This is a genomic window from Prochlorococcus sp. ALOHA_ZT_50 (assembly GCF_022447305.1).
Lineage (GTDB): Bacteria > Cyanobacteriota > Cyanobacteriia > PCC-6307 > Cyanobiaceae > Prochlorococcus_A.
The window spans coordinates 1-1,516 of the sequence record NZ_JAKVCI010000070.1 but is presented as its reverse complement, the minus strand read 5'-3'; the positions used below and the strand labels follow the sequence as shown (position 1 = coordinate 1,516).

Sequence of the window (1,516 nt, the reverse complement as noted above, 5' to 3'; positions counted from 1 at the left end):
CGAATTAATGAATATATTGAGCTCTCATGATTTAGACTTAATAATAAATTTAACTTTAAAAATTAATTTAATCCTTAAAAGCTTTTTTAAAAGTATTCATCTTCAACTTGTAGATTTCAAATTGGAATTTGGTTATGATTTTAGAAATAATATTATTCTCGGCGATGAAATAAGTCCTGATAATTGTAGATTGTGGGATCTAAATCAAAAAAATGATATAATTGTAAGTCTTGATAAAGATAGATTTAGAAATGATTTAGGTGGTCTAATTGAAGCTTATAGTGAAATCCACCGAAGAATAAACGATTTTCTTAAACCTAATTGAATAAATAATGACTTATTTATCTTAATCACAAGTACTATGCAAAAACATTTTTTAAAATTTGGAAAGGTTTTCACAAATGTTGCCTGCTCTCCCTTGATTTTGATATCAAATAATTCAGAACTGGCTGCTAAGTATTTGCCAAATGACGTTGATCAATCAATAAAAAACTTTGAAATACAAAATATTAATAATGTTTTTTTTCAAGGGATTGATAATCAAAAAGAGAAAAAAATTCTTATTGCAGAAAATAATAATGATATTAATGAAGAAAGTGTTCTTATCTCAGAAATAATTATCGAAGGTTGGGAAAATCATCCTGAGGGTAGAAAACTTGAATTGGCTGCATATGATTCCATGAGCATAAAGCCTGGAAGTATTGTTGATAATCAAATTTTAAATCAAGACCTTAATGCAATATATGCTAGTGGTTGGTTTTCAGGAGTTAAAATAAAGTCTCAAGATGGGCCACTAGGTGTGAGGCTAATAGTAAATGTAGTGCCTAATCCAATTTTGAAGAAAGTTGAACTTAAACCAATAAACTCTCTAATCTCTGATGAATACGTTGATAACATTTTTAATAATTATTATGGAACAACTCTTAACCTAAATGAAATTCAAAATAAGATAGAAATAATAAAAAAACGTTATGAAAAAGAGGGTTATTCTTTAGCTAGAATTAGTGGCCCAGATAGAATCTCTGAGAACGGAGTAGTAACATTAAAAGTTTCTGAGGGTATTATATCTGACGTAAAAATAAGATTCCCAAATTCTGATGGTGAATTTATTATTGATGGAAAACCTAGAAAAGGGAAAACAAAAGACTGGGTTATAAAGAGAGAATTAAAAACACAACCTGGCACCATTTTTAATAGAAAAATTTTAGAAGCTGATATCGGTAGACTCTATGCCACATCATTATTTGATGATGTAAAGGTTTCTCTTGGCCCTGATAATTTAAATCCTGGTCAAGTCATAATTTTTTTAGACTTGAGTGAGCAAAGAACAGGATCATTAACAGGTGGACTTGGTTATAGCAATAGTTCAGGTATCTTTGCTTCAATGGGTTTGCAGGAAACAAATGCATTTGGAAGAGCATGGACTACAAATTTAAATCTAAATTTCGGAGAATATTCAACTACTTATAATTTTTCATTAACTGATCCATGGATTAAAGGAGATAAACATAAAACA

Annotated in this window: 2 protein-coding genes; both read left to right on the top strand. The window is 29.0% G+C overall.

Features of this window, described 5'->3' with window-relative positions:
* On the top strand, positions 1 to 325 hold a 325-nt coding region (locus MK115_RS09320), incomplete at its 5' end, for a phosphoribosylaminoimidazolesuccinocarboxamide synthase (protein ID WP_287610963.1).
* Positions 326 to 361: 36 nt separating this feature from the next.
* Positions 362 to 1,516: POTRA domain-containing protein (locus MK115_RS09315; protein ID WP_287610961.1), on the top strand; the 1,155-nt coding region annotated here is incomplete at its 3' end.